Source organism: Pseudomonas sp. GW821-FHT09E04, from assembly GCF_059416185.1.
This window is the reverse complement of the sequence record NZ_JBWKOR010000001.1, coordinates 878,734-902,686: the sequence shown is the minus strand read 5'-3', so window position 1 is coordinate 902,686 and position 23,953 is coordinate 878,734. Positions and strand designations below refer to the sequence as shown.

Genomic DNA, 23,953 nt, shown 5'->3' with positions numbered 1-23,953 from the left:
ACCGGCGCCGGTATTGATGAGGGGAATCAAGCGTCGACGGTGTCGGCGGCGTTGTTGTGCAGCACGGCTTCGCGTTGTTCGGCATCGCGATAGGCCAGGTATTTGCGCTGGGTAGCGATGTGATCGGCCACGTGCTTGGCGTCGTGCCACACGCCCCAGATGAACGATGAACCGCGCCGTGACTGCCACGGCAAACCGAGGAAATACACACCCGATTCGCTGGACACACCGCGCTGATGTTGCGGCTTGCCGTTGTCGTCGAACGCCGCGACTTTCAGCCAGGAATAGTCCACGGCAAACCCGGTGGCCCAGATGATCGACGTGATGCCGGCGGCGGCCAGATCGAGATCGGCCAGCGGGTTCTTCACGCATTCAGGGTCTGGGTACGTCTCGCGGGCTTCCGGTTCCAGCGGCAGATCGAGGCCGTTGCGTTCGATGTAGGCATCGGCGGCATCCAGCAGTGCGAGGTAGTTCTCGTCGCCACGCTTGAGGTTGTCGCGCAGATCCTGTTTGAAGGTCACCACGCCGTCGCTGAACGATTCAGTGACGCCGACCAGAGTCATTCCGCGATGGGCCAGGCCACGGAAGTCGATCGTGCGGCCACCGTGGGCGCCGCTGACGGCGATGGTCACGTGCTCGCGGCCAGGTTTCATGGCGGCCTGATCCCATTCGCCGAGCACGCCGAGCCACCAGCAGAAATCGCGGTTGCGGTAAGCACGAGGAGGGCGGTCATGGGCACCGACCGAGAGAAACACCTGCTTGCCCGAGCGCTGCAATTCATCGGCGATCTGCACGCCCGACGAACCGGCACCGACCACCAGTACTGCGCCGGCCGGCAGTTGTTGCGGGTTGCGATAGTCGGCCGAGTGAATCTGCAGCAGATGCTCATCCTTCGGCGCAATGGCCGGGATTACTGGACGCTGAAACGGGCCGGTGGCGGCGACGACGCGGGCGGCTTCGATCACGCCCTCGGAGGTCTCGACGGTGAAGCCCGGGCGACCGACATTGCGCACCACGCTTTTCACGTCCACGCCGGTGCGGATCGGCGCGTTGAATTTCTTCGCATAGGCTTCGAAGTAGTCGGCGACGCGCTCCTTGTGGGCGAAACCATCCGGATCGACATCATCGAATTCCATCCCCGGAAACCGGTCGTGCCACGCCGGACCGTTGGCTACCAGCGAGTCCCAGCGCCCGGTGCGCCAGCGCTCGGCAACGCGGTTGCGCTCCAGCACCAGGTGCGGAACACCGAGTTTGCTCAGGTGTTCACTCATGGCCACACCCGCTTGACCGGCGCCGACAACAAGCGTGTCTGTTTTTATTATTTCAGTGGTCATCTCTGATCCCTTCTCACGAGGCCGTTGGATTCAGGCCGCTGTCGACCTGTTCTCTGTGCTTGGGATCAGACTAGGGAGGGGGTGGTTATCGGTAAAATATTATTAAGCTGGGATGTGAAGATAAAAACGTGATGCAGAGGCCTGAAAGTCCTGTAAACACGGGGCTTCGCCATGACACCGGAATCCGGGACAACGAAAAAAAAGGGCCGCCGACAGGGTAGTCGACGGCCCTTTGCAAGGCTTCAGTTGACTGCGGACTCAGCGGTCGAGAAACGCCAGCAGGTCTTCATTCAATTGCTGCGCATGGGTGACCGCAAAGCCGTGTGGCGCGCCTGCGTAGACTTTCAGCTCAGCGCCCTTGATCTGTGCAGCGGCCCGTTTGCCGGTGGTTTCGAATGGCACGATCTGATCACCGTCGCCGTGAATCACCAGCGTCGGCACATCGATTTTCGCCATGTCCGGGCGGAAGTCGGTTTCCGAGAACGCCGTGACGCAATCCACGGTGCCTTTGAGCGAGGCGAGCAGGGCGATGTTCAGGGTTTGCGTCAGCACGCCCTCGGAGACTTTCTGGCCCTGATTGGTGCCATAGAACGGGGCGTTGAAGTCTGCGATGAACTGCGCGCGGTCCTTCAGCAGGCCGGCCTTGATCCCGTCGAACACCGACGTGTCGACACCTTCGGCGAAGTCCGGTTTCTTGCCGAACAGCGGCGTCACCGCGCCCAGCAGCACCAGCCCGGCGACGCGCTCGCTGCCATGGCGCGCAATGTAGCGGCTGACATCGCCGCCGCCCATGGAGAACCCGACCAGGGTCACGTCACGCAGATCGAGGTGTTCGATCAACTGCGCGATGTCGTCGGCGAAAGTGTCGTAGTCGTAGCCGGTCCATGGCTGCTCGGAACGGCCGAAACCACGACGGTCGAACGCGATGGTGCGGTAGCCGCGGCTGCTCAGGTATTCCATCTGGTATTCCCACATGTCGGCGTCCAGCGGCCAACCGTGGCTGAACAGTACGGGGCGGCCGCTGCCCCAGTCCTTGTAATAGATTTCGGTGCCGTCTTGAGTCGTGAACGTGCTCATGGAAACTCCTTGGGTGTGGGCCTGCGTGGATGCCGTGATGGCAACGTTCACTATCGCGGCAAAGTGCATTGGCCACTTGTACGCAGGTGCTAAGTTCGAGGCGCACGGCGTTATCGGTTTTGCAGCGCGGGTTGTAAGATGCAACCGCATCGAACCTGCCGATTTGCTGGAGACACCCGAAATGAAGCGCAAAAGCCTTGCCGGCAATGCCTGCCCGATCGCCCGGACACTGGACCTGATCGGCGACTGGTGGTCGTTGCTGATCATCCGCGATGCGCTGGAAGGCATTTGTCGTTTCGGCGATTTCGAGAAGAGCCTGGAGATCGCCAAGAACATGTTGAGTGTCCGGCTCAAAGGGCTGGTGGAGCGCGACATCCTGCGCATGGTGCCGGCGTCCGATGGCAGCGCCTACAAGGAGTACGTGCTGACGGAAAAGGGCCGTGCCCTGCAAACCGTGATCGTTGCGCTGTCGCAGTGGGGCGGGGAACACCTGTACGCGCCTGGCGAACCGGGGTCGGTGATGGTCGATGCGCAGAAAGGGCAGCCGATCCGCAAGCTTGAGTTGCTGTCAGCCGATGGTCGGGTGCTGTCGCCGGAGGATGTGGCGACGAAACTGGCTGTTGAGCACTGAGGTGAAGTGAGCGGGGTCTGTCGGACGTTTCGTTTTTCGGAACGTTCTCTGATGCGGCGACCGGTTTTCCTTGGTTGATCTGCGAAACATCCTGCATCCCTGTCGGAGTCGGACGATTTCACCGATGCCGTTCGTCGGCAACAATGGTTGGGTGAATCCATAAATTGACGCAGCACATTGCTGAACCAGCAGGGTGCGATCCTTGCCAATGGCAGCCACGCAGAACTCGCGCTGGGCACCGGTAACCTGCAGAACCAGGGTGGCACGCTGCAGGCCGACACCCTGAACATCACCAGCACCAACCTCGACAACAGCGCGGTCAACGGCAAGGCCGGTTTGATCTCCAGTCTGTTGGGCGATTTGCAGCTGACGGTGACACGTCTGACCAACCATGCCGGCAAGCTCTTCGGCAAGGATCAGGTCATTTTCAAGGGCGCCAACCTGGATAACGCAGGCGGCGAGATCAGCGGCAATCGCCTGGGGCTCGAAGCGGTCACTCAGATTCTCAATCAGGGCGGGCTGATCGAGTCGGCGACGGATCTGCAGCTGATCGGCGGCCAACTGGACAACAGCGCCGGCGGGCAGATTCGTGCATTGGGCGGAGCCACCAGCACGATCAAGCTGAACGGCAACCTGAATAACCAGAACGGCGTCATCGAGATCGGCAGCGAGGATCTGGAACTGGCCGGTGCCCAGCTCAACAACCTCAGCGGCTGCGTTCGTCACGCTGCAAAAGGGCTGTTCGATCTGGACCTGAGCAACCTGACCGGCTCTCAAGGCAGCCTCACCGGTCTGGGCAAAGGCGTTTGGGATATCGCGTCGGTCAATGGCGTCGGCACCTGGCAACTGAACGATGGCCTGACCTACACCAGCACGCAGGGCCGTAATCTTTACAGGAAACCATCAAACCTTATCCATATTCCTGAAGTGGAAAAGGGGACAGTGAAAAGGGAAAAGTGATTAATAAATCTGTCCCCTTTTTTCTGTGATTTTGCAGAGTCTCTGTTGGAAATAGGTATTAATCGGGTCAGTGGCGCTGTTGCCAAAGTTTGCCTTGTTGCCTGTGGGGAACGTAAGGTTCTGCAAGATCATAGGCGGCATTTGGCGGGTAGTTCTATAAGTGGTATTCCTGTTTTTGACATTGCAGGCTGGCCGGATAGTCGGTACAAGGATGAAGTGGGCTATTTGGAAGTTGCAGAGAACGAAGCGGTGCTTGTAATGTTTTTTTCTTCCGAGAAGGTCGTTGAATTAGTGTATGAGCTTTCGGATGTAAGATTTGGTGTTGCTTTGGGGGGGAGATGATTTGGATTGCTGTAGATAAGTTAAAGTGAAAGTCGCCATTTGAAAAAGGGGGCAGATTTATTTTGAAAAAGGGGACTGAAAAATGAAAAAGGGGACAGATTTATTTGATTTAATAATTCTGTCCCTTTTTTTGCAATAAGGTTAAATGTAAACTCAACTCTGAGGGGGTATCAGGCGGTTCTTGAAAAAAAGACAGCATTTTATAATTCATCTGGTCAAAGGTTGGTTTGTAAGAACGACATATGGGTCTTGAAATGATTAAAGTGAACTGGTTTGCCCCCATCGTCCCAGGTGTAGAACTAGCTGGTATTGAGTTGGGGGCAACGCGTGAGGAGTTTGAATCCATGCTCCTTGAGTGTTGTGTAGATCCGAAAGCGAGGGTGTATAAGTTTTCTGATACTCCATTGTTGGTTTTGGATGTTACAGAAAGTTCAGGTAAGACATTTTTTCGGTTTGATATTTTTGATTTGAATCTTACGGGCTGGAATTTGCAGTTTCCAGGTTCGGAGAAAGTGTTATCCGAGACTAGGGCACTTGTGGTCGGGTTTTTGAATGGTAGGGTTTCCAATATCTCCGTATGGATGTTCGATTATTTCGGCTCGCTGGGAGACAAAAGACTAACTTACTCCTATCAGGGGAAAGTGGAGGGTAGGGGGCTTGGTTCGCGAGTTGATTGTGCAGCTACTTGTTTTGAGCTGGTTTATGATGAGGCTGAAGAATGGTTTTACGCTCGTACCGATAGAATAATTTTTGGTGGTGGAGGGGGAGGCAGTCTGGAAGATTCTGAAGATCAATTGATTCATATGATTATGATTTTTTAGAAAGTGATTTGGAGTGGGCGTCGGTTGTTTTGAAATGAAAAGCGGGCTGGGCGGAAGGGGCGACGGAAACGACAGATTTATTTAATTAAATAAATCTGTCCCCTTTTAAGTTCTAAGTTGCTGTCAGCCGATGGTCAGCTGCTGGCGCCGGAGGACGTGGCGACGAAATTGGCTGTTGAGCACTGAGTGAGCTGCCGATTTGTTCGACGCTGTGCATGAGTATCGTCAGGGAGCCGAATCGATTGATTGACGCCAAAATAGTGGCCATCTAATATCGCGCCGATGTTTGATATCACCTCCGTCTCGCTGCGCTCATTAGGGAAGATTCACACGTGAACAAACCTGCACTCGTCACTTTGACCTTGGCGTTCGCGCTTTCAGGTTGCCATTCCAACGTTCGGGATTCTTCTCCCAATCTGCTGAAAGACGGTGTCCAGCTGCATCAGAATACGGTGGCGGTCGATGCGCAGCACGCCAAGGTTGTGATGAAAGCTTCGGGCTCGACGATCCCTGTAGAGTTTTCGATCCGTCGTGCAGACGATCCCGACCGCCGCATGGAAGAGCTGGGAACCGTTGTGGATTCGGGGCGAGGCAAGGTGTTCGGCTGGATTGCCAAGCTCAATGAAGTGGGCAACAGCGCGGTGGCCAAACGCTTCCCGCAACTGGAAACCCAGGCCGATGCCGATAAGACAATTGAAGTGTCGGGCTATGCGAATGGCCCTCGCACCGGAGTTCTCCATACCTGCGGGCCAGTTAGCAATTCGTTTACGCCAGAGCGTGGCAAAGCCTATCTGGTGGAGTTCGAGTTTGTTGGCGGCAGTTGCGAGCAGCACGTCTACGACGTTACTCAGCCCGAGCAGCGCATTCCTGTAAAGAGCTGACCTGCTGAATTCAAAGATCCCATCAATGCGTGAGGAAGAATTTGCCTGTGAGTGATGTGAATTATCCGCGTTTGAAGGTTTTCCTGGCTTTTCTTCTTTGCCCGTTGGCGCCGGGTTTTATCGCCGGCTTCTTCAAGACGATTGCGACCGTCGCCCATCTGGCCATGAACCCACGGTTGATGGGGGAGGTCGCAGGGGCGGAATTGATGTTGATGCCATTCCTTGGACCTGTTCTGGCTCAAGTGGTATTTCTCGTGCCATTTCTGCTGTTTTCATTGGTGATCGCATCGATGAAAGTCAAAAGGACAAGTCGAGCCTGTTCCGTGATAGCGCTGTCGGGCGCGGTGCTGGCCACTTTATGGGTTACTCCGTTTATCGTCGCCGTTGTACGGGATGTAGAGAGTGCGAAGTTTTCCGATGAGATTTTCGGAATGGTCGTACTCTTTGTCACTTCAATGGCGACATGCTGGTTGACTGCCCGTTTCTTCCTGCCTGATCCGACAGAGCTGGAGACTGATATCCGCCAGGGCGGTTAGTGCTTCTTAAAGGAGTCCAAGGAATGAAGGTCAATCAAACAATTTTTGATGAGCTCTGGAACGGTGATAAAAACATTTGCTTCTTTGTTTGTTCAGGCAAGAGCTTTTGGGTCGTAGACGAAAAATGCAACTTCACCCTTGATGCGGAAAAGGACTACCGTGCTTACCTGGACGCCGGGAGTATAAGCCGGGAGCAATATGAACTCGCTTGCAAGGCGTTCAGAGGGGGTGTCCTCAAAATGACTGCGGATAATTTCCCCAAGTACCTCCACGACTCAAGCGAAAAAATTCTGTCTTCCCACGATCTGCAGGATTTTATCGGGGCAGATGCAGAGGTTTTTCAAAGGGTTGAGCATTACTACCAGACAGGCGAGGGCTTGACGCCTGATGTGTACAAGCGTGCCAATGTTATTAGTTCGCGCTTCCCAAGTTTTTATATCAATTTTGATCGGAAAATATTCATGCACATGGATGATGTGCGTGTTCACGAGGATCTGGTCGAGCCGGACTGGACTGCGGAGAATGCTGATTTCAGCTTTTTGATTCCGTCGAGTGAGCGGTACTGGGTCGTGGCAGGGTACGATTATTGGAAACTCAGATTTGTATAAAAGGGTTCCTGTCGCGTCCTCGTTGATATGTACATTGCTTGCCAGCGGCAAAATTGATCGCCGGGAAAAAGAATGGGTTTTGGAAGCGTGGGCACAAAAACGCCCTGGATTATCAGGGCGTTTTTATTGGGCAGATACAATCAGCACAGTCGTTAACGAAACGCCGGCACCACATGCTTGATAAACAGCTCCAGCGACTTCTTCTTCTCCGCATGCGGCAAGCTGTTGTCACACCAGAAACTGAACTCATCCACCCCCAATTCCTGGTAGTACTTGATTCGCGGAATGATTTCCTCTGGCGTACCGATCATCGCCGTCTTGTGCAGGCTCTCAAGTTCAAACTCCGGACGCCCGGCGAACTTCTCTTCCGGGCTCGGGGCGAGGAAGCCGTTCACCGGCACTTCCTTGTTGCCGAACCACGCATCGAAGGTGCGGTAGAAACGTGAAATAGCCTTCGCGCCGACTTTCCAGCCTTCCGGGTCATCCACTGCATGCACGTGGGTATGACGCAGCACCATCAATTGCGGACGCGGCACATCAGGGTTGTTGTCCAGCGCCGTCTGAAACTTGTTCTTCAGGTCGAGGACTTCTTCGTCGCCCTTCATCAACGGCGTGACCATCACGTTGCAGCCGTTGGCCACGGCAAAGTTGTGCGAGTCCGGGTCGCGGGCGGCGATCCACATTGGCGGGTTGGGCTTCTGGATCGGTTTCGGCACGCTGGTGGAGGTGGGGAATTTCCAGATCTCGCCATTGTGGGCGTAGTCGCCTTGCCACAGGGCGCGGACCACCGGGACCATTTCCCGTAGCGCCTGGCCGCCGGATGAGGCGGGCATGCCGCCGGCCATACGATCGAACTCCACCTGATAAGCACCACGGGCCAGACCGACTTCCATCCGGCCGTTGCTGATCACGTCGAGCAACGCGCATTCCCCGGCGACCCGCAGCGGGTGCCAGAACGGCGCGATGATGGTACCGGCGCCCAGGTGAATCGTGGTGGTCTTGGCAGCGAGGTAGGCCAGCAGCGGCATCGGGCTCGGCGAGATGGTGTATTCCATGGCGTGGTGTTCGCCGATCCACACGGTGCTGAAACCGCCGGCCTCGGCCATCAACGTCAGTTCGGTCAGGTCTTCGAACAGTTGACGGTGGCTGACGCTTTCGTCCCAGCGCTCCATGTGTACGAACAGGGAAAATTTCATGACGCTACCTCGAATCTCTTGTGGTCGGCCGGTCGCTTGCAGGCCTGTTTAAGTGCAATCGTGCGGATCAGGCGAAGGCGGGCAGAGCGCCCATCTTGCCGTGGCAATACACCAGCGGGCTGGCGTCCTGCTGGGGCACGATGAGGTTTTTCACCGCGCCGACCATGATCGCGTGGTCGCCGCCTTCGTATTCGCGCCACAACTCACATTCGATGATAGCTGTCGCGTTGGCCAAAATCGGGTTGCCCAGTTCGCTCAGCGTCCACTCGATGCCCTGGGCCTTGTCCTTGCCTTTGCGGGCGAACGCATAGGCTTCGCTCTGCTGGCCGCCGGACAACACGTGAATGGCAAAGCGTTTGTTCTTGATCAGGACGGGGTAGGAATCGGAACTGTAGTTGGGGCAGAACAGCACCAGGGCCGGGTCCATCGACAGCGAACTGAAGGCGCTGGCGGTCAGGCCGACGATCTGGCCGTCGTCATCAAGCGTGGTGATGACGGTGACGCCGGACGGGAACGAGCCCATGACTTGTTTGTAGACGGCAGCATCGATCATTGGTCAATCCTCGAGTGCGGTGAAGCGTGTTTTTATGTGTTTATGGGTCTGATGGTATACCGTAATACATCGATTGCAAGTGCTTTTTTGGTGAAACGATAAACGTGGTTCATCCGTCGGGAAGTCAGCATTTACGGGCCTTTTGTCTAGCTGTAAAGCCTGGTGATCAGGGAGGATGCCGGATCAGATGCCGTCGCAAACAGCGGATCAGTCTTGTGAAAATGTTGGAATACCATAATATGGTCTGCATCTGAGGGGCGACCACGAAGCGCCCCCGGTTTGGCTTCATACAACGATAAGAACAGACCCAATCGAGTTCATGTATATGTCCCAGATGTCCCGGCAAGATCCGTTGATCGAGAATCACACGGTCGACTACGTCCCACTCGCGGAACGCCACGGGAAGGCCCGCGACCTTTTTACTCTTTGGTTCAGCACCAACATTGCGCCACTGCCCATCGTCACCGGCGCCATGGTGGTTCAGGTGTTTCATCTCGACCTGTTCTGGGGGCTGCTGGCGATTGTGTTGGGGCACATGATTGGCGGGGTGGTGATCGCCCTGGCCTCGGCGCAGGGCCCGCGCATGGGCATTCCGCAGATGGTGCAGAGTCGTGGTCAGTTCGGGCGTTACGGTGCGCTGCTGATCGTGTTCTTCGCGGCGATCATCTACATCGGTTTTTTCATTTCCAACATCGTGCTGGCCGGTAAGTCCATCGTCGGCATTGCGCCGTCGGTGCCGGCGCCGTTGAGCATCCTGATCGGCGCCCTGAGCGCCACGGCCATCGGCGTGATCGGCTACAACTTCATCCATACGCTCAATCGCATCGGCACCTGGGTGATGGGCAGCGCGCTGCTGGCCGGATTCATCTACATCTTTGCCCATGACTTGCCGGCAGACTTCTTCACCCGCGGCAGCTTCAACCTGTCCGGGTGGCTGGCGACGGTGTCTCTGGGGATCATCTGGCAGATCAGCTTCTCGCCGTACGTTTCTGACTATTCGCGTTACCTGCCGGCGGACATCGGCATCGCCAAGCCATTTATCGCAACTTATCTGGGCGCCACGCTGGGCACGATTCTGTCGTTCACATTCGGCGCGGTGGCAGTGTTGGCGACGCCGGAAGGCACCGAGGCGATGGCCGCGGTCAAGCAGTCCACCGGTTGGCTGGGGCCGATTCTGATGGTGTTGTTCTTGCTCAACATCATCAGCCACAACGCACTGAATCTGTACGGCGCGGTATTGTCGATCATCACCTCGATCCAGACATTCGCCAGTCAGTGGACGCCGAGCATCAAAGTGCGGGTAATGTTGTCGAGCGTGGTGCTGGCGGGTTGCTGCGTGGTGGCGCTGGGGGCGTCGGCGGATTTCATTTCCGAGTTCATCGGGCTGATTCTGGCGTTGCTGCTGGTGCTGGTGCCGTGGGCGTCGATCAACCTGATCGACTTCTACCTGATCAAGCGCGGGAGCTACGACATCGCCTCGATCTTCCGCGCCGATGGCGGGATCTACGGGCGTTTCAATCTGCACGCGATCATTGCCTATTTCATCGGCATCATCGTGCAGTTGCCGTTTGCCAATACCTCACTTTATGTCGGCCCTTACGCCAATCTGGTGGACGGCGCAGACCTGTCATGGCTGGTCGGCCTGATCGTGACCTGCCCGTTGTATTACTGCCTGGCGACGCGTGGGCAGGCGCAGGAGAGCAGGGCGACGCGGTTGGGCTTTACCGACTGATCCTGCGTACGCTACTCAAACAATGCCCGGCCAATCGCCGGGCATTGTCGTTTCAGTATTCTGGCGGTCACTCAAATTGGCCATATCGATCCCCTTTTGGCCAACCGGCCACTGTGCTCCGACTACGCTGTCGGCAAGAATCGAAGCCATAACTAAACGCTGCACCTTCCTTGCCCTTGGCTGATCTGACAGCCGCTGCCGTGTACAGAACATAAAAACCATCGACTCACGCTGCATTCGGGGAAACACAATATGGTCACGATGAAACGCATTCTGGGCGCCACTGTGTGCGGGCTGACGCTGCTGGCCAGCGCCGTGCAAGCCGAACAGCGCGAACTGCGGGTGTACAACTGGGCGGATTACATCCTGCCAGCGGTGCCCAAGGACTTCGCCGCCAAAAGCAACATCAAAGTGACCTGGGACACCTTTGACACCAACGAATCCCTCGAAGCCAAACTGCTGACCGGTAACTCCGGCTATGACCTGGTGGTGCCGTCGAACCAGTTCCTCGATACTCAGATCAAGGCCGGCGTGTTCCAGAAACTCGACAAGTCCAAGCTGCCGAACTGGAGTCACCAGGACCCGGCGCTGCTCAAGTTGCTCGACTCCAACGATCCCGGCAATCAGTACGGCGTGCCGTACATGGTCGGCACGGTGCTGATCGGTTTCAACCCGGCCAAGGTCAAGGCCGCGCTCGGCGAGAATGCCCCGGTGGACAGTTGGGACCTGGTGTTCAAACCCGAGAACATGAAAAAACTCAAATCCTGCGGCGTGGCGATGCTTGATTCACCGTCGGAAATTCTCCCGCTGGCCCTGCATTACCTGGGCCTGGACCCGAACAGCCAGAACCCGGCCGACTATGAGAAAGCCAAGGACCTGATGCTCAAGGTTCGCCCTTACGTCACCTACTTCAACTCGGCCAAGTACATGACCGACATCGCCAACGGCGACATCTGCGTGGCCATCGGTTACTCCGGCAGTTTCTACCAGTTCGGCAACCGAGCCAAAGAGGCGGGTAACGGTGTGGTGGTCGACTGGCGCTTGCCGAAGGAGGGCGCGCCGATCTGGTTCGACACCTTCGCCATTCCGAAGAGCGCGAAGAACGTTGAAGAGGCCCACGAGTTCCTCAACACTTTGCTTGAACCGAAAGTCATCGCGTCGATCAGTGACTTCCTCGGCTATCCGAATGCCAACAAGGATTCGCTGCCGCTGATCAACAAGGAAATCACCGGCAACCCGAACCTGACGCCGACCAGCGAAGCGCTGAAGACGCTGTACGTGGTGCAGCCACTGCCGCAGAAACTGGAGCGGGTGCGGACGCGGGTCTGGACCAGCATCAAGTCCGATAAGTAAATTCAAAGCTGAGGGAGCGAATCCTGTTCGCTCCCTCGGCTTTTATTTTGCCCGACTTTCTTCAGGCGACTTGTCCTTCGTCAGGATCAGACTCAGCAACACCGACGCCAGAATCAGTCCGCCGACAATCGCCAGCGACCACTCCACCGGCATGTGAAACCACGGCATCGCCGTCATCTTCCCGCCGATGAACACCAGCACCAGCGCCAGTCCGTATTTGAGCAGATGAAAGCGGTCGGCCATGTCCGCCAGCAGAAAGTACAGCGCCCGCAGCCCCATGATCGCGAAGATGTTCGACGTGAAAATGATGAACGGATCGGTCGTCACCGCGAAAATCGCCGGGATGCTGTCGACCGCAAACATCAAGTCGCTGGCCTCGATCAGCACCAGCACCAGAAACATCGGCGTGGCCCAGCGCACGCCGTTCTGCAACACGAAAAAACGTTCGCCGTGAAAGCCATTGGTGATCCGCAGATGCCCGCGCACCCAGCGTAGAAGCGGATTGTTATCGAGGTCCGGTTGCTGTTCGGCGAACACCAGCATCTTGATCCCGGTGATGATCAGGAACACGCCGAACACATACAGCAGCCACGTGAACTGCGAGACCAGCCACACCCCGGCAAAGATCATCGCCGCCCGCATCACGATCGCGCCGAGCACGCCGTACAACAGCACCCGCCGCTGCAACTCCGGCGGCACGGCGAAGTAGCCGAAGATCATCACGAAGACGAACATGTTATCGATCGACAGCGACTGCTCGATCAGATAGCCGGTGAGGAATTCCAGGGTCTTGCGCTGGGCGATTTCGGGGCCGAATTCGCCGTTCAGATACCACCAGAGCAGCCCGGCGAAGGCCAGCGCCAACATGCACCAGACAATCACCCAGGACGACGCTTCGCGCACCGAGACCCGATGCGCCTTGCGCCCGCCGAAGACAAACAGGTCAACGGCCAGCATGGCGAGGACAAAAACGATGAAGGCGACCCACATCCAGGGTTCGCCGATGTTGATGGGGTGCATGTCGTTCTCCCTGTCTTTATGTTTTTCGGGGTAGACGGGGCCATGCTAGTAGGAGAATTCTGACGAAGAAAAATCGTTTATTTCGTGGGTATTGTTCGTTAAAAGCGAAGTGTCGGGCGCTACGGGCAGCGCACGGGTAATACTTCATTCAACACTTCTTTGGTAACCTCGCTGTCGAGTCAGTCCATCACGCCAGGAGCGACGATCATCGACACGCCAGATCCTCAAGCCGTCTGCAGCCCGATCACCAGTGCTGCGATATTCATCGTGGCGACCCTCAACGCCGAAGCCGAGGCGGCCGAAAAAGTCCGCGGCTGGTGCGCCGATATCGCAGGTTTGACGCGCTCGGTCGGTAAACGGGTCCCCTCGGGCAGCCTGTCCTGCGTCTGCGGGTTTTCTTCCAGCGCCTGGGATCGTCTGTTCGGCAGTCCTCGACCGGCGTCCCTGCATGACTTTCGCGAGTTTGGTGTAGAAGGGCGGCGCGCCGTCTCCACGCCAGGCGACCTGCTTTTGCACATCCGTGCTGATCAGATGGATTTGTGTTTTGAGCTGGCGACGCAGTTGATGTCGGCGCTGGACGGCGCCGTGACGGTTACTGACGAAGTGCAGGGTTTCCGCTATTTCGACATGCGCAGCATCATCGGATTTGTCGACGGCACGGAAAATCCGGTCGGGCGCAAGGCCGAGCATTTCACCCTTGTAGGCGATGAAGATCAGGCGTTCAGCGGCGGCAGTTATGTGCTGGTGCAGAAGTATCTGCACAACATGAAGGCATGGAACGAATTGCCGGTCGAGGCGCAGGAACGGGTGATCGGGCGAACCAAACTGTCTGATATCGAACTGGATGACGCGGTCAAACCGAGCAACTCCCACAGCGCTTTGACGACCATCACCAAGGACGGCGAGGAAGTCAAAATCCTGCGCGACAACATGCCGTTCGGCCGGCCCGGCGCGGGGGAGTTCGGCACTTATTTCATTGGCTACGCACGCTCGCCGGAGCCGCTGGAGCAGATGCTGGAGAACATGTTTGTCGGCAAGCCGCCGGGCAACTATGACCGGTTGCTGGACTTCAGCACGGCGGTGACCGGCAGTCTGTTCTTCGTGCCTTCGGCAGATTTACTGGAAGAACTGGCAGAGCGATAAAAAAACGGCGGGATCAATTGATCCCGCCGTTTTGCATTTACTTGCCTGCCGCCAGTGCCGGCGTACGTGGCGGCACCAAACGTTTCGACCCGGTCGCTTCGAACGCTGCTGCCAGTCGCAACAGTGTCGAATCGTCATAGGCCCGCCCGGCAAACGTCAGACCGACCGGCATGCCGATATCGGCCATCACGCCCATCGGCACGGTGACGGTCGGTACGCCGAGGTGACGAATTGCGAGGTTGCCGTTGGCGACCCAGATGCCGTTGCTCCAGGCGATATCCGCCGAGGCTGGGTTGACGTCGGCGTCGGCCGGGCCCACGTCAGCGTTGGTCGGGAACAGCACGGCGTCGAGGCCGAGGCGATCCATCCAGTCTTCTAGATCGAGCTTGCGGGTCTTCTCCAGGCCGCGCAGGCCGTCCGGCAGTGTCGGGATCTGATCCCACGGCGTGATGCCGCGCTCGGCCATGCGCACGTATTCGTCCATACCGGCGGCGAGGTCGCCTTCACGGTTGGGCAGGGTACCCGGGTCGTGCGGGAAGATTTTCGGCCCGTCGACGTCCGCCAGTCGATTGAGTTTCGGATCACCGTTGGCACGCAGGAAGTCATCGAACGCCCAGGCCGACAGGTCCCACAGTTCGTGGTGCATGAACTCTTTGGAGACGATGCCGCGATTGAACACGGTTGGCGCGCCCGGACGATCGCCTTCGCAGTTGGAGACCAGCGGGAAATCCACTTCGATCACTTCGGCGCCGGCCGCTTCGAGGGCCTGGCGTGCCTGTTTCCACAGATCGATCACCGAGGCGCGAGTGTTGATGCGTTGCCCGGTCGGGCCGCCGATGCCCGGTTCTTCGCTGGTGCCAGCTTCGGGATCGGCGTTGATGTACATGCGCGGCACGCCCAGGCGTTTGCCGGCCAGCGCATCACTTTTCACTGCCAATTCCAGATAGGAAGCCGGGCGCACCGAGGCGACGCTCGGGATCGGCACCCAGGGTTGCAGACGCCACAGGTCGCCGCGGGTGTCGGTGTCTTCGGCGACAACTACGTCGAGGACTTCCAGCAGATCGGCCATGGTGCGGGCGTACGGCACCACCACGTCCATGGTCGGCGTCAGCGGCCAGTTACCGCGTACCGAAATCACGCCGCGCGACGGCGTGTAGGCGCACAGACCGTTGTTCGACGCCGGGCCGCGACCGCTCGACCAGGTTTCTTCCGCCAGACCGAATGCCGAGAAGCTTGCAGCAGTGGCGGTGCCTGCACCGTTGGACGAGCCGGAAGCAAACGGCGCGGTCAGATACGCGGCGTTGTACGGGCTTTCGGCGCGGCCATAGACGCCGCGCTGCATCCCGCCATTGGCCATCGGCGGCATGTTGGTCTTGCCCAGGCAGATCGCGCCGCCGGCGCACAGGCGCTCGATGGTGAACGCATCGCGCTGGGCCACCAGATCGGCGAACGCCGGGCTGCCGGACGCAGCGGTCAGGCCTTTGACCAGATAGCTGTCCTTGGCGGTGTAGGGGATGCCGTCCAGCGGACCAAGGGTTTCGCCCTTGGCGCGACGGGCATCGGAGGCCTGCGCCTCTTTCAAGGCCTCGGGGTTACGCACAATCACTGCGTTCAAGGCAGTGGCGGTGTCCGGGCCGTCAAAGGCGTCGATGCGCGCCAGATACGCCTGCACCAGTTCAACTGCGGTGGTCTGACCGGATTCGAGCGCCGCGCGCAGTTGGGCAATGGAGACTTCAGTGACTTCGATCATGCTGTTACCGCCGACAGGTTCGCTAAAGGGTTGTTGATCATTGTTATCGTCGAAAGATGTCAAAGATTCTTGATGGGCGAAACTCTACCCTGAAGTTAGCCGAATGGCATGTCTTAATTCGATAAATATCGACAAAAATCATCGAAAAAATTCTCCGGGCGTTTCGCCAAACTGCTGGCGAAAGGCTGCGATAAAGGCCGACGTCGAATCATAACCGCAGGCTAGAGCCACTTCCGTGACACGTTCGCCACGTTCCAGCGGCGTCAGCGCACCCAGCAGACGCAAGCGCTGGCGCCAGGCGCGAAAAGTCAGGCCGGTATCGCGCAGGAACAGCCGGCTCAGGGTTTTCTCGGTCACGCCGAACTTTTCGCTCCAATGACTGAGTGTGGTCTGCTGTTCCGGATGTTGCTCGAGACTTTGATAGATCTGCCGCAAACGAAGGTCCTGGGGCAGTGGCAGCATCAGGTCGATTTGCGGGGCTTCGGCCAGTTGATCGAGGATCACCTGCGCCAAGCGTCCGTGAGGACCGCTCTGGTCATACTCGACAGGAATCTGACTGAAGGCCCGAATCAGCTCGCGCAAGAGATCACTGACGCCGAGTACATGGCAACGCTCCAGCGCCCAACTCGCCACGCTGCAATCGATGTACAGACTGCGCATTTCCGTGTGCGGGGAACTGAATACCCGATGCGGCACACCCGCCGGAATCCACACGGCCCGCTCCGGCGGCGCAACGAAACGACCGGCGGCGGTCTGCACTTCGAGTACGCCCTGGATCGCGTAAGACAATTGCACCCACGGATGACTGTGGCGGCGGGTCAGGGCGCGATTGGGCAGCGATTCGGTGCGCCCATACAACGGACGCGGCAGGCTCGGCAACCCGGGAATACTGCGTCTGACGCTCTTGTCGTGTCCTTTTGGCGGCATCTTGAGGCTCTTAGGCGTTAGTCGGTAATTTCCAGTCACGTTAGAGTCGCTTCCACGTACTGGCAACCCCCGGATGAGCAAACCATGACGCGCCCAAGATTCTTGCCCGACAACTTCACCCTGACCCTGATCGGCGTGGTGCTGCTCGCCAGCTTCCTGCCCGCCAGTGGTCAGGTCGCGGTCGGCTTCGGCTGGCTGACCAACATCGCGATTGCGGTGCTGTTTTTCCTGCACGGCGCCAAGCTTTCGCGCGAATCGATCATCGCTGGCGCCGGCCACTGGCGCCTGCATCTGTTGGTGTTCGGTCTGACCTTTGTCCTGTTTCCGCTGTTGGGGCTGGCGCTCAAACCGCTGCTGTCGCCGCTGGTGGGCGACAACCTGTACATGGGCATGCTCTACCTCTGCGCTCTGCCGGCCACGGTGCAGTCGGCGATTGCCTTCACGTCGCTGGCCCGGGGGAATATTCCGGCGGCGATCTGCAGTGCGGCGGCGTCCAGTCTGTTCGGGATCTTTCTTACGCCGTTGCTGGTGACGCTGTTGCTGAATGTGCATGGTGACGGCGGTTCGACCGTCGACGCGATCCTGAAAATCAGCGTGCAATTGCTGCTGCCGTTCATCGCCGGTCAGATCGCCCGCCGCTGGATCGGCGCCTGGGTCGGTCGCAACAAGAACTGGCTGAAATTCGTCGATCAGGGTTCGATTCTGCTGGTGGTCTACGGCGCGTTCAGCGAGGCGGTGAACGAAGGCATCTGGCATCAGATTCCAGTGATCGATCTGTTCGGTCTCGTGGTGGCCTGCTGCATTCTGCTGGGGCTGGTACTGCTGGCGTCGACGGTGTTGGGCAAGGCATTCGGCTTCAGCCAGGAAGATCGCATCACCATTTTGTTCTGCGGCTCGAAAAAGAGCCTGGCCACTGGAGTGCCGATGGCGCAGGTGCTGTTTGCCGGCAGCACGATCGGTGTGCTGATTCTGCCGCTGATGTTGTTTCACCAGATTCAATTGATGGTCTGCGCGGTGCTGGCGCAGCGTTATGCGAAACGGCAGGAATCGGTGCCTGAGCTGATGGCGCAGGTTGATCCTTGATGTTCATTTGCAAACCATCGGGTATGCGCCGGGCGAAACGTCAAACGCTCTGAGCGTGATAACCTTCTCCGTTTTTGCACGCAGATAACGTGCTACTTGAATTCTAGGGAGGGAGTTGGATGCAAAATGAATCGGGTGTGATATCGGCATTTGTCGATAATTTGCTTACTGCCGCGCGAGAATGTTCGGCGACGTTCAAACAGTTTCCAACCGGTGGGCAGGACGAAAAGCTTTTGGCCGATACCATCTTTACCAATCTGGCTAATTACAGCCTGATTGAATTCAAGGATACGGTATTAAAAAGCAAAACGGAGAATAGTAAAGTTGACCGTGTTTATGCGGTTTGTTCTGCTGTCTTTTCAGACCCGCAACTCCGGGAACTGCACGACAGCTGCCATCTGTTTGCTGGAGATGATAACGACGGGAAGCAGGTTCTCTATATTTACAGGAATGCGGTGTGCAACGTAGAAGTGCTTAGGAATGTCCCATCTGGTAAGGCAGGGTGCCTTGCTGAACGTTGTGAAGATAAAGACAAGATTAAGTTGCACATATATGCGAAAGATCTGTTTTCTGGTAACGCGAAGTACGCGTTGCCGGTAGAAGAGTTTGCAAAGTATATCGATCTGCTCGTGGCGACGACTTCGCAAGGGACGAAAGGAAGCGAAGTGTGTCTAGTGGTTGGTTACAAGGATGGAAGCGGTGAGTTTTGTTCCGAGCGATTTGAAAGCATTACAGCGCTGCATGTATGGTTCAAGGCTGAACAATCCAAACAGCACGCTAATGCAAATGTTAAAGCCGGGCCGGCGCAAGGTTCGGACTCCAGTGCCAGTCCCGGTTCCGGGAGAAAGCGCCGTGGCGGTGGCGATGGCGGAATGAGTGGCCCGAAATGATGCGCGCGCAAACATTGATTCAATTGCGCGTCGTAGACTCTTCACGAGTCCATTAGTCTGTCATGCGGGCTTCCTGACGTTGCAAGCCGATCGAAAGCATAAATGTGCAAATACGGCGCAACCAGTCGTTGGCTGGTTGCGCCGGCAAGCATCACTGAGGACTATTGAACTGATCCGAATAGCTGCCGTTCATGAGGGCGGAAGCGACCTGGTCAGAGCCTACGCCAACGCGAGTGGACGCGAATCGACTGGCCCCCACTTTATCGCCGCCATCGGAGGCGAGGGCGCCCGCGCGGACGTGGTCGGAACCGTCAGAAGCTACAGCGCCAGCGCCAACGTGATCGGAACCATCAGAAGCTACGGCTCCGGCGCCAACGTGATCGGAACCATCCGAAGCCACCGCTCCGGCACCAACGTGATCGGAACCATCCGAAGCCACCGCTCCGGCGCCAACGTGATCGGAACCATCAGAAGCTACGGCTCCGGCGCCAACGTGATCGGAACCATCAGAAGCTACGGCTCCGGCGCCAACGTGATCGGAACCGTCAGAAGCCACCGCGCCAGCACCGACGTGATCGGAACCGTCAGAGGCCACAGCCCCAGCGCCCACATGATCTGAACCATCAGAAGCCACAGCCCCTGCGCCGACATGATCTGAACCATCCGAAGCAACCGCCCCGGCCTTGACATGATCCGCCCCATCAGACGCCAGCGCCTGAGCCTGCGCAGCCCAGACACTGGGCATCACCACAACCGATGCAGCGACCGCCAGGACAACGCCTGACCAAAGCTTGTGTTTCATGATTTTCTCCACGACCCATCAGCCACAAAGCATCCGAGCATTGCCCGTCATTGGATCCTCGACGGAAGGCTCGTTGGCCCGGGGTTAACCAGATTGGCGATTGGCACGGGCGCACCCCAAGGCGCACAGGTGTCGACGGTTTACATGAAATCCGGACAGCGAACTGAAAAGTATAGTTCGCCCTCGGCGGGTGGCAGGCTTAAGGGCCTTGCAGGCGATAGTCGGTTAACTTCCTTGCAGGCAGGCGCTAGAAGAAAATCAATCTAAAAACCACGCAGCGGATTGCAGTGCCTTTGCTAGGCTCAAGAATGTAGGCGAAGACGCAGACTGATGCGCAAGCGGATAGCGAGGAAGCGTTGGGCGCGTTCCGAAGGGTACACGGTTAGAAAGAACCCCGCGCTGGGTTCCAGCCCTTATGCCGTGTGAAGCAGCAGAGCACATTGCCTGTACTGTGAGAGTCCTGATAAACCTCGTAAGCCAGAGACCAGCACTGGCCGCCTACTCAAACACCAAAGCCCGCATCGTGCGGGCTTTGACGTTTTTGCGAGTTAGATACTGGCCAGCGCCTGCGCCAGATCCGCCCGCAGGTCGTCGATGTCCTCGACGCCCACCGACAGACGCACCAGGCTGTCACCGATGCCGAGCTTGGCACGGGTTTCGGCCGGGATGGTCGCGTGGGTCATGATCGCCGGGTGCTCGATCAGGCTTTCCACACCGCCGAGGCTTTCGGCCAGGGCGAAGATCTGCACGTTCTCCAGGAAGCGGCGTGCGCCTGCCAGATCACTGTTCAGATCCAGGGAAATCATCCCGCCGAAACTACGCATCTGACGCTTGGCCAGTTCGTGTTGTGGATGGGATTCCAGGCCCGGGTAGTAGACGCGTTTGACCTGCGGCTGTTGCTCCAGCCAGCGCGCCAGCTCCAGTGCGTTGCTGCAATGACGCTCCATGCGCAGTGCCAGCGTCTTCACGCCGCGCAGGGTGAGGAAGGCGTCGAACGGGCCGGAGATGGCACCGACGGCGTTCTGCAGAAAGCCCAGGCGCTCGGCCAGTGCTGGGTTGTCGCCCACCACCGCGATGCCGCCGATCACGTCTGAGTGACCGTTCAGGTATTTGGTGGTCGAGTGCAGCACGATGTCGAAACCCAGTTCCAGCGGACGCTGGATCCATGGGCTGGCGAAGGTGTTGTCGGCCACACAGATGATCCCGCGCGCCTTGCAGATGCGCGCGATGGCGGCGAGGTCGGACAGGCTCAGCAGCGGGTTGGTTGGCGTCTCCACCATGACCATGCGCGTGTCGTCCTGCAGCGACGCTTCGAACGCCGACAGGTCGGCCAGGTCAACGTAGCTGAAACGATGCCCGGCACTGCGCTGGCGCACCTTGTCGAACAGACGGAACGTCCCGCCGTACAGGTCATTGCCGGACACGATGTGCGAGCCGGCGTCGATCAGTTCGAGCACGGTGGAAATCGTCGCCAGCCCGGAAGCGAAGGCGAAGGCCTGGGTGCCGCCTTCCAGGTCCGCCACGCAACGCTCCAGCGCAAAACGCGTCGGGTTGTGCGAGCGGCCGTAGTCGAAACCCTTGTGTACGCCAGGACTGTCTTGCAGGTACGTGGAGTTGGCGTAGATCGGCGGCATCAGCGCGCCGGTGGTCGGGTCCGGCGTTTGCCCTGCGTGGATCACGCGGGTGGCGAAGCCCTGAGGGCGGGCGTTCTTGTCGTGCTGACTCATGCGAGGGATCTCCGTAACTGATTGAGCATGTCGACGCGGGTGATCAGGCCGTGGAAGCCGGAAGCGTCGGCAATGATCGCCACCAGGCCGCTGCTGAGGACTGCTTCCAGTTCAGCCAGCGTGGCGCCGGGGGCGAGGGTTTGCAACTTGTCTGTCATCGCATGGGCGACGGGTTTGCTGAAGAGCGAGGCGTCTTCGTGTACGCGCACCAGAATGTCCGATTCGTCGATCACGCCGACCAATTTTTTGCCATCCACCAGCACCGGTAACTGCGAGACATCGGCCAGGCGCATGCGCTGGAACGCGGTCATCAGCGTGTCGTCCGGGCCGACGCTGACGACTTTGCCGTCTTCGAAACGTCGGGCAATCAGGTCGCGCAGATCGCCGTAGCGTTTGCGCTGCAACAGGCCCTGATCGGTCATCCATTGGTCGTTGTAGACCTTCGACAGGTAGCGAGTGCCGGTGTCGCAGACGAAGCTGACCACACGTTTCGGCACGGTCTGCTCACGGCAGTAACGCAGCGCGGCGGCGAGCAGGGTGCCGGTGGACGAACCGCCGAGAATACCTTCGGCTTTCAGCAACTGGCGGGCGTGATCGAAGCTTTCTTCGTCGCTGATCGAGTAGGCGCTGCGCACGCTCGACAGGTCGGTGATCGACGGAATGAAGTCTTCGCCGATGCCTTCCACCGCCCACGAACCGGCGGTGCCGAGATGTTTGCTGCGGCTGTATTCAGCCATCACCGAACCGACCGGGTCGGCCAGGACCATTTCAAGATCCGGCTGCACGCGCTTGAAGAAGCGGGTCAGGCCGGTCAGCGTGCCGGCCGAGCCGACGCCGACCACGATGGCGTCCAGGTCATGCTCGGTCTGCGCCCAGATTTCCGGTGCAGTGCTGCATTCGTGGGCCAGCGGGTTGGCAGGGTTGTTGAACTGGTCGGCGAAAAAGGCGCCGGGAATGTCTTTCGCCAGACGGGCGGCGACGTCCTGGTAGTACTCGGGGTGACCCTTGCCGACATCGGAGCGGGTGATGTGCACTTCGGCGCCCATGGCCTTGAGGTGCAGGACTTTCTCCGTGGACATCTTGTCCGGCACGACCAGCACGACGCGGTAGCCCTTGGCGCGGCCAACCAGTGCCAGGCCCAGGCCGGTGTTGCCGGCGGTGGCTTCAACGATCGTGCCACCGGGTTGCAGGCGACCGTCGCGTTCGGCGGCGTCAATCATCGCCAGGCCGATACGATCCTTGATCGATCCGCCGGGGTTCTGGGATTCAAGTTTGAGAAACAGGGTGCACAGGCCGGTATCGAAGCGGGTGACTTGTACCAGCGGAGTATTGCCGATCAGCCCAAGTACGGCAGGGCGTGATTCCTTTGACATTTCTTCACCTCTTTGTGGTGTTGATCGCGTTCCATTCGCGGGGGAAAAGCTCGCGTGCAACATAGGCGCAGACATCAACTGTCGCAACCTTTAGTCAGCGTGCAATTCAGCCATTTCGATCTAACGATAGAACGAAATCAGAGAGGGGAAGGGAGCGATTTACAGAGGTTTACACAGAGGCGTCATTGAGTATTCAAAGGGCGTCTTCAGCGTCACGGATGGCTTGATTCGGCAGTGAAAATCCTGCAGCGAAAATCGCTCAGTGATTGCTCATCAGGCCGTGCAGAACCCCCAGTCGCAATCCAGGTTCGGACGGCACCATTTGCGCGATCCCGAACACCTTGAATGCCGCCAGCATGACGACCAGGCCGCCGGGCAGAATGCTCTGGCGATGGGGTTGCAGGCCGGCCAGTTTCAGCTGTTGAACATTGCTGACTTCCAGCAGGCGCAACGACAGCCGCAGCAGGCCACCGTAGGTGATACCGCTTTGGCCGTAATCGTTCAGGCGATTGGCCTTGAGCACTTTGGCGAGCATCCGCGCGGTGCCCGAAGAGCCGATCGTCTGCTGCCAGCCCTGGGCACGATAGCGACGGGCGACTTTTTCGAATTGCAGGATGGCCACCCGTTCGGCTTCTTGCAGGGCGCCGGCGGAAATCTCGCCATTGCGAAAGTAGCGCGCGCTCAAGGTGCCGCTGCCGATGGCAATGCTTTCGGTCAGCAGCGGCTGCGAGCCCTGGCCGAGAATCAGTTCGGTGGAGCCGCCGCCAATGTCGACCACCAGTCGCATGTCATCGGCGACCGGCAGGGTGTGGGCCACACCGGCATAGACCAGACGCGCTTCTTCATGCCCGGAAATCACATCGATGCGAAATCCCAGATGCCGTTCCGCGCTGGCCAGGAACAACTGCGCGTTGTCTGCCTCGCGCACGGCGCTCGTAGCGACTGCTCGCACACGACCGGGCTCGAAACCGCGCAGCTTCTTGCCGAACCGCGCCAAGGCCTGCCAACCACGATCCAGCGCCATTTCGTCCAATGCCCGGCCGTCGAAACCTTCGGCCAGCCGCACTGGCTCGCGCAAGGTTTTGACCTCCTGAATCATGAAGCCCTTTCTGCTGCGTACCGACTGGCCAATCATCATGCGAAACGCATTCGAGCCCAGGTCGATGGCAGCAAACAGCGAGGTGTCTTCTTTCATGGGAGTCCTTGCAAATCTT

Annotated in this window: 23 protein-coding genes; 13 read left to right on the top strand and 10 right to left on the bottom strand. The window is 58.4% G+C overall.

The features are described 5' to 3' along the window. Positions 1-26 precede the first annotated feature (26 nt). Together AC07N4_RS04025 and AC07N4_RS04020 are read right to left on the bottom strand one after the other, a co-directional pair. On the bottom strand, positions 27-1,334 hold the full coding sequence (locus AC07N4_RS04025; protein WP_493065008.1) for a flavin-containing monooxygenase: 1,308 nt from the start codon (positions 1,332-1,334) through the stop codon (positions 27-29). Positions 1,335-1,592: 258 nt separating this feature from the next. Continuing rightward, positions 1,593-2,411, bottom strand: a complete 819-nt coding sequence (locus AC07N4_RS04020; protein ID WP_493065007.1) for an alpha/beta fold hydrolase — start codon at positions 2,409-2,411, stop codon at positions 1,593-1,595. 181 nt (positions 2,412-2,592) lie between these two features. Here AC07N4_RS04020 and AC07N4_RS04015 point away from each other — a divergent pair, with 181 nt between their 5' ends. The 7 genes from AC07N4_RS04015 to AC07N4_RS03985 all read left to right on the top strand — a co-directional run bounded on the left by AC07N4_RS04015 (position 2,593) and on the right by AC07N4_RS03985 (position 7,190). Further along, positions 2,593-3,042: a winged helix-turn-helix transcriptional regulator gene (locus AC07N4_RS04015; RefSeq protein WP_493065006.1), complete on the top strand. Its 450-nt coding sequence runs from the start codon at positions 2,593-2,595 to the stop codon at positions 3,040-3,042. Between the two features lie 177 nt (positions 3,043-3,219). Further along, positions 3,220-4,002: a hypothetical protein gene (locus AC07N4_RS04010; RefSeq protein ID WP_493065005.1), complete on the top strand. Its 783-nt coding sequence runs from the start codon at positions 3,220-3,222 to the stop codon at positions 4,000-4,002. Positions 4,003-4,047: 45 nt separating this feature from the next. Then, entirely contained in the window at positions 4,048-4,344 is a 297-nt protein-coding gene (locus AC07N4_RS04005; RefSeq protein WP_493065004.1) for a hypothetical protein, read from the top strand. Between the two features lie 242 nt (positions 4,345-4,586). Next, positions 4,587-5,165 carry a hypothetical protein gene (locus AC07N4_RS04000; RefSeq protein WP_493065003.1) on the top strand — a complete coding sequence of 193 codons (579 nt, stop codon included), beginning with the start codon at positions 4,587-4,589 and terminating at the stop codon, positions 5,163-5,165. 332 nt (positions 5,166-5,497) lie between these two features. Then, positions 5,498-6,046: a hypothetical protein gene (locus AC07N4_RS03995; protein ID WP_192558239.1), complete on the top strand. Its 549-nt coding sequence runs from the start codon at positions 5,498-5,500 to the stop codon at positions 6,044-6,046. 47 nt (positions 6,047-6,093) lie between these two features. Then, positions 6,094-6,582 (top strand): hypothetical protein, encoded by a 489-nt coding sequence (locus tag AC07N4_RS03990; RefSeq protein WP_493065002.1) that lies wholly within the window; start codon positions 6,094-6,096, stop codon positions 6,580-6,582. Positions 6,583-6,605: 23 nt separating this feature from the next. Then, the gene (locus AC07N4_RS03985) at positions 6,606-7,190 is read left to right on the top strand and encodes a hypothetical protein (protein WP_493065001.1); all 585 of its coding nucleotides are present in this window, start codon (positions 6,606-6,608) and stop codon (positions 7,188-7,190) included. 152 nt (positions 7,191-7,342) lie between these two features. Here the strand turns inward: AC07N4_RS03985 and AC07N4_RS03980 are convergent, their stop codons facing one another. Together AC07N4_RS03980 and AC07N4_RS03975 are read right to left on the bottom strand one after the other, a co-directional pair. Next, positions 7,343-8,386 (bottom strand): LLM class flavin-dependent oxidoreductase, encoded by a 1,044-nt coding sequence (locus tag AC07N4_RS03980; RefSeq protein WP_493065000.1) that lies wholly within the window; start codon positions 8,384-8,386, stop codon positions 7,343-7,345. Positions 8,387-8,453: 67 nt separating this feature from the next. After that, entirely contained in the window at positions 8,454-8,939 is a 486-nt protein-coding gene (locus tag AC07N4_RS03975; RefSeq protein ID WP_493064999.1) for a flavin reductase family protein, read from the bottom strand. Positions 8,940-9,264: 325 nt separating this feature from the next. Between AC07N4_RS03975 and AC07N4_RS03970 the strand changes: the two genes are divergently transcribed. Both AC07N4_RS03970 and AC07N4_RS03965 read left to right on the top strand, forming a co-directional pair. Then, positions 9,265-10,671, top strand: coding sequence for a purine-cytosine permease family protein (locus tag AC07N4_RS03970; protein ID WP_493064998.1), 1,407 nt, complete (start codon positions 9,265-9,267; stop codon positions 10,669-10,671). 252 nt (positions 10,672-10,923) lie between these two features. Then, entirely contained in the window at positions 10,924-12,024 is a 1,101-nt protein-coding gene (locus AC07N4_RS03965) for a polyamine ABC transporter substrate-binding protein (RefSeq protein ID WP_493064997.1), read from the top strand. Between the two features lie 42 nt (positions 12,025-12,066). Here AC07N4_RS03965 and AC07N4_RS03960 read toward each other — a convergent pair whose 3' ends face one another. After that, on the bottom strand, positions 12,067-13,044 hold the full coding sequence (locus AC07N4_RS03960) for a TerC family protein (RefSeq protein ID WP_493064996.1): 978 nt from the start codon (positions 13,042-13,044) through the stop codon (positions 12,067-12,069). A 204-nt stretch (positions 13,045-13,248) separates the two neighbouring features. On the opposite strand from AC07N4_RS03960, the gene AC07N4_RS03955 reads away from it, so the two are divergent. Continuing rightward, positions 13,249-14,187 (top strand): Dyp-type peroxidase, encoded by a 939-nt coding sequence (locus tag AC07N4_RS03955; protein ID WP_493065201.1) that lies wholly within the window; start codon positions 13,249-13,251, stop codon positions 14,185-14,187. 37 nt (positions 14,188-14,224) lie between these two features. On the opposite strand, the gene AC07N4_RS03950 is transcribed toward AC07N4_RS03955, so the two are convergent. Together AC07N4_RS03950 and AC07N4_RS03945 are read right to left on the bottom strand one after the other, a co-directional pair. Continuing rightward, positions 14,225-15,937, bottom strand: coding sequence for an amidase (locus AC07N4_RS03950; protein WP_493064995.1), 1,713 nt, complete (start codon positions 15,935-15,937; stop codon positions 14,225-14,227). A 138-nt stretch (positions 15,938-16,075) separates the two neighbouring features. Further along, positions 16,076-16,864 (bottom strand): AraC family transcriptional regulator, encoded by a 789-nt coding sequence (locus AC07N4_RS03945; protein ID WP_096820079.1) that lies wholly within the window; start codon positions 16,862-16,864, stop codon positions 16,076-16,078. Between the two features lie 84 nt (positions 16,865-16,948). On the opposite strand from AC07N4_RS03945, the gene AC07N4_RS03940 reads away from it, so the two are divergent. The 3 genes from AC07N4_RS03940 (at position 16,949) to AC07N4_RS03930 (ending at position 19,456) form a co-directional block, all read left to right on the top strand. Beyond that, positions 16,949-17,947, top strand: a complete 999-nt coding sequence (locus AC07N4_RS03940; RefSeq protein ID WP_493064994.1) for a bile acid:sodium symporter family protein — start codon at positions 16,949-16,951, stop codon at positions 17,945-17,947. 119 nt (positions 17,948-18,066) lie between these two features. Further along, positions 18,067-18,837 carry a hypothetical protein gene (locus AC07N4_RS03935; protein WP_102620949.1) on the top strand — a complete coding sequence of 257 codons (771 nt, stop codon included), beginning with the start codon at positions 18,067-18,069 and terminating at the stop codon, positions 18,835-18,837. 298 nt (positions 18,838-19,135) lie between these two features. Beyond that, positions 19,136-19,456, top strand: coding sequence for a hypothetical protein (locus AC07N4_RS03930; RefSeq protein ID WP_493064993.1), 321 nt, complete (start codon positions 19,136-19,138; stop codon positions 19,454-19,456). A 731-nt stretch (positions 19,457-20,187) separates the two neighbouring features. On the opposite strand, the gene AC07N4_RS03925 is transcribed toward AC07N4_RS03930, so the two are convergent. The 3 genes from AC07N4_RS03925 to AC07N4_RS03915 all read right to left on the bottom strand — a co-directional run bounded on the left by AC07N4_RS03925 (position 20,188) and on the right by AC07N4_RS03915 (position 23,934). Beyond that, a complete protein-coding gene (locus tag AC07N4_RS03925; protein ID WP_493064992.1) occupies positions 20,188-21,366 on the bottom strand; it encodes a cystathionine gamma-synthase in 1,179 nt (392 codons plus the stop codon). Further along, positions 21,363-22,739, bottom strand: coding sequence for a pyridoxal-phosphate dependent enzyme (locus tag AC07N4_RS03920; protein WP_493064991.1), 1,377 nt, complete (start codon positions 22,737-22,739; stop codon positions 21,363-21,365). Before AC07N4_RS03920 ends, AC07N4_RS03925 begins: the two co-directional genes overlap by 4 nt. Before the next feature lie 259 nt (positions 22,740-22,998). Continuing rightward, entirely contained in the window at positions 22,999-23,934 is a 936-nt protein-coding gene (locus tag AC07N4_RS03915) for a Ppx/GppA family phosphatase (protein ID WP_096820075.1), read from the bottom strand. Between the last annotated feature and the right edge of the window lie 19 nt (positions 23,935-23,953).

What these genes read in the sequence shown, in the direction of transcription:
- AC07N4_RS04025 (WP_493065008.1), bottom strand. Translation starts at nt 1,334, where the DNA reads ATGACCACTGAAATAATAAAAACAGACACGCTTGTTGTCGGCGCCGGT.
- AC07N4_RS04020 (WP_493065007.1), bottom strand. Translation starts at nt 2,411, where the DNA reads ATGAGCACGTTCACGACTCAAGACGGCACCGAAATCTATTACAAGGAC.
- AC07N4_RS04015 (WP_493065006.1), top strand. Translation starts at nt 2,593, where the DNA reads ATGAAGCGCAAAAGCCTTGCCGGCAATGCCTGCCCGATCGCCCGGACA.
- AC07N4_RS04000 (WP_493065003.1), top strand. Translation starts at nt 4,587, where the DNA reads ATGGGTCTTGAAATGATTAAAGTGAACTGGTTTGCCCCCATCGTCCCA.
- AC07N4_RS03985 (WP_493065001.1), top strand. Translation starts at nt 6,606, where the DNA reads ATGAAGGTCAATCAAACAATTTTTGATGAGCTCTGGAACGGTGATAAA.
- AC07N4_RS03980 (WP_493065000.1), bottom strand. Translation starts at nt 8,386, where the DNA reads ATGAAATTTTCCCTGTTCGTACACATGGAGCGCTGGGACGAAAGCGTC.
- AC07N4_RS03975 (WP_493064999.1), bottom strand. Translation starts at nt 8,939, where the DNA reads ATGATCGATGCTGCCGTCTACAAACAAGTCATGGGCTCGTTCCCGTCC.
- AC07N4_RS03970 (WP_493064998.1), top strand. Translation starts at nt 9,265, where the DNA reads ATGTCCCAGATGTCCCGGCAAGATCCGTTGATCGAGAATCACACGGTC.
- AC07N4_RS03965 (WP_493064997.1), top strand. Translation starts at nt 10,924, where the DNA reads ATGGTCACGATGAAACGCATTCTGGGCGCCACTGTGTGCGGGCTGACG.
- AC07N4_RS03960 (WP_493064996.1), bottom strand. Translation starts at nt 13,044, where the DNA reads ATGCACCCCATCAACATCGGCGAACCCTGGATGTGGGTCGCCTTCATC.
- AC07N4_RS03950 (WP_493064995.1), bottom strand. Translation starts at nt 15,937, where the DNA reads ATGATCGAAGTCACTGAAGTCTCCATTGCCCAACTGCGCGCGGCGCTC.
- AC07N4_RS03945 (WP_096820079.1), bottom strand. Translation starts at nt 16,864, where the DNA reads ATGCCGCCAAAAGGACACGACAAGAGCGTCAGACGCAGTATTCCCGGG.
- AC07N4_RS03940 (WP_493064994.1), top strand. Translation starts at nt 16,949, where the DNA reads ATGACGCGCCCAAGATTCTTGCCCGACAACTTCACCCTGACCCTGATC.
- AC07N4_RS03935 (WP_102620949.1), top strand. Translation starts at nt 18,067, where the DNA reads ATGCAAAATGAATCGGGTGTGATATCGGCATTTGTCGATAATTTGCTT.
- AC07N4_RS03925 (WP_493064992.1), bottom strand. Translation starts at nt 21,366, where the DNA reads ATGAGTCAGCACGACAAGAACGCCCGCCCTCAGGGCTTCGCCACCCGC.
- AC07N4_RS03920 (WP_493064991.1), bottom strand. Translation starts at nt 22,739, where the DNA reads ATGTCAAAGGAATCACGCCCTGCCGTACTTGGGCTGATCGGCAATACT.
- AC07N4_RS03915 (WP_096820075.1), bottom strand. Translation starts at nt 23,934, where the DNA reads ATGAAAGAAGACACCTCGCTGTTTGCTGCCATCGACCTGGGCTCGAAT.